The following is a 5,944-nucleotide window of genomic DNA, read 5'->3' on the forward strand; positions in this document are numbered from 1 at the left end:
ATGCTCCTTGACGACCTTGCCCTCGCTCTATGGTGATTTCATGCGTCAGCCCTGAGGTGTGGAGGGAACTACATATTCTTGGTATCTTTGTTGCCTAGAATGAAGGTTGCTTTGTTCCTACCTCACAAGATAGATACTTACACCATAACATGAGTAGTGATAGCATAGTCATCATACCGACCTACAACGAGCGCGAGAATGTAGCTCAGATGATAGATACAGTCCTTGGGTTGCCCCAGCCGTTCGATATACTGATCGTCGATGATGGCTCTCCCGATGGTACTGCAGGTATCGTACGTACCAAGCAAGCCGAGTATCCTGAGCGGGTTTTCCTCCTAGAGAGAGCAGGGAAGCAGGGGCTGGGGACAGCCTACATAGCAGGTTTCCGATGGGCTCTAGAGCGGGACTATGCCTATATCTTCGAGATGGACTGCGACTTTAGCCATCCTCCTATGAAGCTCCTAGAGCTCTATAGAGCCTGCGCCGAGCAGGGTGCTGATGTGGCTGTCGGCTCCAGATATACCCGAGGCGGGGCGGTGAAGAATTGGCCCCTTGACCGTATCGCCATGAGCTATGGAGCCTCGCTCTATGTCCGTCTCATCACGGGGATGCCCGTCAAGGACAGTACAGCAGGCTTCGTCTGCTACCGACGGGAGGTGCTCCAGACGATGCGTCTGGAGGAGGTGCACTTCAAGGGCTATGCCTTTCAGATCGAGATGAAGTACACCGCCTACTGTCTAGGCTTCACTGTCGTCGAGGTGCCGATCACCTTCGAGGACCGTGTCCTCGGTACCTCCAAGATGAATACCTCGATCTTCAGAGAGGCCTTCACTGGAGTCGTGAAGCTACGCTGGTGGCATAGCTTCTGTGGCTTTCCCGGACGTAACGAAGGCTGAGGTACTCCGAAGCCTATATATAATAATGTATAGGTGCTATCAGTACCCCTCTCTCACTAGTCGCCGAGGCGACTGCTCTCCACTCTGGCTGGACACCCAACGAACGAACAGACCTCCCGAATATGAATAGGCTAAGTAAGACGATACTCTGCACCCTGAGCCTAGGGCTATACCTCCCCTGTGCTTCGGCACAGGAGATGGCGACAAGCGAACTCCAACGCCTCATCCAAATGCCGCTCAAGAACATCTTCGTAGAGTACCCCAACAAGACTGGGCATGCCTATGTAGATAGTACCGACCTTGGGCTCTCTCCCCGAGACCTTCATCCTGCATTCTACGGGTGCTTTGACTGGCATAGTGCCGTACACAGCCACTGGATGCTCGCCGAGGTACTCCGCAGTCATCCTGAGCTACCAGAGCGGGAGGCTATCATAGCCTCCTTTGACCAGCATCTCACGAAGGCAAATATGCGGAGCGAAGCCTCCTACTTCGATCGCAAGCTTGCCTCTACCTATGAGCGTACCTACGGATGGGCTTGGCTCCTGAAGCTCTCCGAGGAGCTTCATCGCATGGCCACAGAGACAAACGATGCCCTCCTCAAGCAAAAGGCACAACTCTGGTCCCAAAACGTAGATATCCTAGCGATGAAGATCGTAGAGAAGTGGAAGGCATATCTGCCCAAGCTCACCTACTCAAATAGGATCGGGACACACTCCAACCTCGCCTTTGCCCTCTCCTTCGCCATTGACTATGCTCGTCAGCGAGGAGATAAGGACTTCGAGCAAGCCCTCATTACTAAGGCTCGAGAGCTACACCTAGCAGACAAGCGAGTCCCTGCCGAATGGGAGCCGAATGCCACTGACTTCTTCTCCCCCACACTCATGGTCGCAGATCTGATGACTCGGGTATTGCCTCAGAGAGAGTATGTAGCTTGGCTTAGGACCTACTTCACACCTGCTGGGATCGCTCGCCTCTGTCAGCTGCCTCAGGTCAGTGACCTATCAGACTACACGATCGTGCACCTCGTAGGGCTCGCCTATACCAGAGCATGGACGATGGCACGTATATCCCGCTACCTACCACAGGGACATCCCTTAAAGGCTCGCTTTGTCAAGAATGCCCGTGCACAGTACCAGCATGGGATGGGGATGATCTTTAGATCCAATTATGGTGGCGACCACTGGCTCGCATCCTTCGCTCGCTATGCCCACGAGGTCCTCGAGGGTGCACGTTGATGATCTATGAAGATCCGTAGGCTAGGGGAGCAGTGGCTCCAGAGTAGGGGACTATGGCTGAGTAGACGTGGCTCGGTGCGCATTGCTGTCATCGTCTTCTCCGTCCTCTTTGCTGTGCTCTCCCTCGTTATCTCTGACCGTCTAGTCTCTAAGATCGCGGTAGAGGAGCACGAGAAGCTCGAGATGTGGGCGAATGCCACTCGGGCAGCCAATGCCTATGATCAGCAGATGATCATGACCTACCTCTATCGCATCCTAGACTCCAATACCGCTATCCCGATCATCATGACTGATGATAAGGGGAATATACTAAGCTACTACAATATAGATGTCCCTCGTAAGGACGGCGAGGCTTACCTGCGTAAGGAGCTAGAGCGATACAAGCGTGGCTATCCCCCCATCGTCATAGACGAGCTCGTAGCCCCCCAGTATATCTATTACTCCGATAGCTATGGGCTGAGGTATCTCGTGATCTTCCCCTATATACAGCTAGGGGTCTTCCTGCTCTTCCTCGGTATAGCGATTGTCGCAGTCATCAGCTTGAAACGCTCGGATCAGAACTACATCTGGGAGGGACTCTCTCGTGAGACTGCACACCAGCTCGGTACCCCGATCTCATCCCTCATAGCCTGGAAGGAATACTTGGCCAGCAGTGGTGTCGAGCCTATGGTCACAGAGGAGATGGAGAAGGATATACAACGGCTAGGAATCATCGCTGATCGCTTCCAAAAGATAGGCTCACTACCCAACCTCAAGCCCGCCGACCTCCATGAGGTGCTCCTTCGCATCATCGCCTATATGCAACCTCGCATATCGAAGCAGGTGCGCCTACTTCCCCCCGAACTGCCCGAGACACCGATCATCGTACGTCTGAGTGAACCTCTGCTAGCATGGGTCTTCGAGAACCTGATCAAGAATGCTGTAGATGCCATGCATGGGCAGGGGACGATCACCTTCGCCTACGTGGTGAAGGAGCGTATGGTCTATATAGACATCACGGATACGGGGAAGGGGATACCGAAGGGGAAGCAGCGGGAGATCTTCCGCCCTGGAGTCACGACTCGTCAGCGAGGTTGGGGGCTCGGACTCTCCCTCGCACGTAGGATTATCAATGAGTATCACGGTGGGCGTATCTATGTGCATCACTCTATGGTAGATGTGGGGACCACCTTCCGTATCGAGCTAGAGCGAGAGGTCGGTTAGCCCCTTGCAGGCATAGGAGATATCCAGATCCAGATCCATACTATTCATCATGGCAGAGCAACTTATCCTAGAGGGGAGTACACGAGAGGAACGCTATCGGGAGCTATACCCACAGCTACAGGCACTCCTCGGGGCAGAGACAGATCGCATAGCTAATCTTGCCAATATGGCAGCTGCGTTTAGGCAGACCTTCGGATTCTTTTGGGTTGGCTTCTATCTCGTATCAGGGAGAGAACTCGTCCTCGGCCCCTTTCAGGGGGATATAGCTTGTACCCGAATTCCCTACGGGCGAGGAGTCTGTGGCGATGCCTGGGCTAAGGGGATGAGCTTAGTCGTTCCCGACGTTGATAGCTATCCTGGGCATATCGCATGCTCTAGTCTATCTCGTTCCGAGATTGTTGTCCCCATACGTAGTGTGCGAGGGGAGGTCGTCGGAGTGCTGGATGTAGATAGCCAAGAGCTGGGAGACTTCACTGAGGAGATTGACCGTCCATGGCTAGAGCAGTACGTCGGGCTCTTAGCACCTCTCTTCCCCTAGTATGATAGAGCTCTCCTCGGCTCAACCCACCGAGCCCATATCCCTACACTGGATCTTGCCTCCCTCTAAGAGCCTGATGGCTCGTAGGCTCGTCCTCTCTGCTCTACGTGGCGAGGAGCTCCCCAGCCTAGAGGCTCTCTCTCTGGAGGATACTCCTGAGGATATTCGGGCTTTACTGCAGGCTCTCCAGAAGAGTAGGGAGGGTAGCGCAGTGATCAATGTCGGGGAGTCGGGTACGGCGATGCGCTTCATGACAGCATATCTATCTGTAGCAGCTAGTATCCCTTGTAGGCTAGAGGGGACTGCTCGTCAGCATGACCGACCTATAGCTCCTCTGGTAGATGCTCTGCGTTCCCTAGGTGCAGATATTCAGTATATCGGCAAGGAGGGCTACCCTCCACTACATATCACTCCATGCACACTACACTCTACGGAGGTATCACTAGATGTCTCTCTAAGCTCTCAGTATCTAAGTGCCCTCTTCCTATTAGCTCCACGGTTAGGGGAACGAGTAGATATTCGTCTCTCTAGTCCTCTAGCCTCTTCTCCCTATGCCTATATGACTAGCTCTGTCGTCTCAGAGGCTGGCTATCAGTGGCAGGAGGTGAGCGAAGGACACTTTCTCTATGAGCCTTGTCCTGACGTAGCCCATGCGGCTGACCACTCGCTCTTGCTGGCCGAGGCTGACTGGAGTGCGGCCTCGTATGCCTATGCTCTGGTCGCTCTACTTCCACTAGGGACAGAGTGCTACCTTCCTCAGCTCGTACTGCCCTCATTGCAAGGGGATAGTCGCTATCTCCCCCTCTATATGGAGCGACTCGGGGTCTATACCGAGATTTCGGAGGAGAAGATACGTATCTATCGTGGGGAGCAGAGGGGGGAAGACTGCTTCGAGGCAGATATGTCCCCTTGCCCAGATCTTGTTCCAGCACTCGTAGCTGCACTTGTAGGGTGTGGAGTCGCATTCAGACTTAGGGGTATCGGACATCTAAGAGTTAAGGAATCTGATCGCCTAGAGGTGCTAGGCTTGGAGTTTGCTAAGCTCGGAGTCTCCCTAGGAATAGGGCAAGATGAGCTCTACTGGGAGGGAGACCCTGGAGAGCCAAGAGTGCTACTATCTCCTCCCATAATAGACCCACATCAGGATCATCGTATCGCTATGGCTCTGGCTCTAATGACCCAAAGGGTAGGGAGACTACGCATCCAAGCCCCCGAGGTAGTAGCAAAGAGCTTCCCAAGCTACTGGACGCAACTCGGAAAGCTCTTTACGATCAAGCCCCTATGATATAGGGGGGAGGAAGCCTTAGGACTCAGGAAGGAGGGACAAGCGACAAGTGTGCTCGGATATACGCTCGCAAGCAAAGCGAAGACCAAGTAGCCCTGAGTGGCGAACATAACCCACAGCAGCTATATATAGATAGCTGATTACACGCTCTCGGGAGACCTCCATCAAGGCCCAAATCTCACTGAAGTTCTCTAGGGAGAGCTCTAGCTCTAGTGTATATTGGCTCTCATTGCCCTCTACGGCTTCTATCCTATATCTTAGCTCATTGCCTATCTCCCAAGCCTCGGTCATCAGTAGTCCACTGATCTGCGTATAGAGGTTATAGGCCTGGTCACTGATCATCATGATCTCGGGATAGGGCATGGTGAAGCCTTGGTCACGGCAGAAGGGAGCCCAAGGGAAGAAGGGTATTAGGGCATCAAGGGAAATGCGTCCCTCATGTGGTAGTGTGGCTGAACCTAGTCGCTGCATATTCGTTTCGTTATCAGGTGAAGTGCCTACTAAATAGTTAGTACAATATATAAGCAAATGTACACTATTTATGGATAGAAGTCGTGATGCACCAGTGCAGGTTAGGGCTAACGCATGATTTCACTCTCACACTCCAGTTCACTCTCCAGCCTTTGGATCTTCGGGGATATCATTTCATATCCCAGGGAGTCTTAGCCCACCCCTAGAGATCCTACGTATTATCCCCAAGAAACAGACATACAAGCGAGCCCTGGAGAGGACATACTTAGAGCGCACTTGTGTACACGCGTGTATACAGTAGTGTACACGTGGGTAT

General features: G+C 53.1%; 6 protein-coding genes. 5 read left to right on the top strand and 1 reads right to left on the bottom strand.

Features of this window, described 5'->3' with window-relative positions; genetic code table 11:
- The first annotated feature begins 149 nt into the window (after nucleotides 1-149).
- From QZ554_RS07955 to QZ554_RS07975, 5 genes are all read left to right on the top strand, one after another.
- Entirely contained in the window at nucleotides 150-896 is a 747-nt protein-coding gene (locus tag QZ554_RS07955) for a polyprenol monophosphomannose synthase (RefSeq protein ID WP_297195670.1), read from the top strand.
- A 122-nt stretch (nucleotides 897-1,018) separates the two neighbouring features.
- Entirely contained in the window at nucleotides 1,019-2,131 is a 1,113-nt protein-coding gene (locus QZ554_RS07960) for a DUF2891 domain-containing protein (protein ID WP_297195671.1), read from the top strand.
- Between the two features lie 6 nt (nucleotides 2,132-2,137).
- A complete protein-coding gene (locus QZ554_RS07965) occupies nucleotides 2,138-3,334 on the top strand; it encodes a HAMP domain-containing sensor histidine kinase (RefSeq protein WP_297195672.1) in 1,197 nt (398 codons plus the stop codon).
- Between the two features lie 49 nt (nucleotides 3,335-3,383).
- The gene (locus QZ554_RS07970; protein WP_297195673.1) at nucleotides 3,384-3,872 is read left to right on the top strand and encodes a GAF domain-containing protein; all 489 of its coding nucleotides are present in this window, start codon (nucleotides 3,384-3,386) and stop codon (nucleotides 3,870-3,872) included.
- Nucleotide 3,873: 1 nt separating this feature from the next.
- A complete protein-coding gene (locus tag QZ554_RS07975) occupies nucleotides 3,874-5,157 on the top strand; it encodes a 3-phosphoshikimate 1-carboxyvinyltransferase (protein WP_297195674.1) in 1,284 nt (427 codons plus the stop codon).
- Nucleotides 5,158-5,175: 18 nt separating this feature from the next.
- On the opposite strand, the gene QZ554_RS07980 is transcribed toward QZ554_RS07975, so the two are convergent.
- Nucleotides 5,176-5,628 carry a hypothetical protein gene (locus QZ554_RS07980; protein WP_297195675.1) on the bottom strand — a complete coding sequence of 151 codons (453 nt, stop codon included), beginning with the start codon at nucleotides 5,626-5,628 and terminating at the stop codon, nucleotides 5,176-5,178.
- Between the last annotated feature and the right edge of the window lie 316 nt (nucleotides 5,629-5,944).

The organism is uncultured Porphyromonas sp., from assembly GCF_915070105.1.
Taxonomy (GTDB): domain Bacteria; phylum Bacteroidota; class Bacteroidia; order Bacteroidales; family Porphyromonadaceae; genus Porphyromonas.

What these genes read in the sequence shown, in the direction of transcription:
- QZ554_RS07975 (WP_297195674.1), top strand. Translation starts at nt 3,874, where the DNA reads ATGATAGAGCTCTCCTCGGCTCAACCCACCGAGCCCATATCCCTACAC.
- QZ554_RS07965 (WP_297195672.1), top strand. Translation starts at nt 2,138, where the DNA reads ATGAAGATCCGTAGGCTAGGGGAGCAGTGGCTCCAGAGTAGGGGACTA.
- QZ554_RS07970 (WP_297195673.1), top strand. Translation starts at nt 3,384, where the DNA reads ATGGCAGAGCAACTTATCCTAGAGGGGAGTACACGAGAGGAACGCTAT.
- QZ554_RS07955 (WP_297195670.1), top strand. Translation starts at nt 150, where the DNA reads ATGAGTAGTGATAGCATAGTCATCATACCGACCTACAACGAGCGCGAG.
- QZ554_RS07960 (WP_297195671.1), top strand. Translation starts at nt 1,019, where the DNA reads ATGAATAGGCTAAGTAAGACGATACTCTGCACCCTGAGCCTAGGGCTA.
- QZ554_RS07980 (WP_297195675.1), bottom strand. Translation starts at nt 5,628, where the DNA reads ATGCAGCGACTAGGTTCAGCCACACTACCACATGAGGGACGCATTTCC.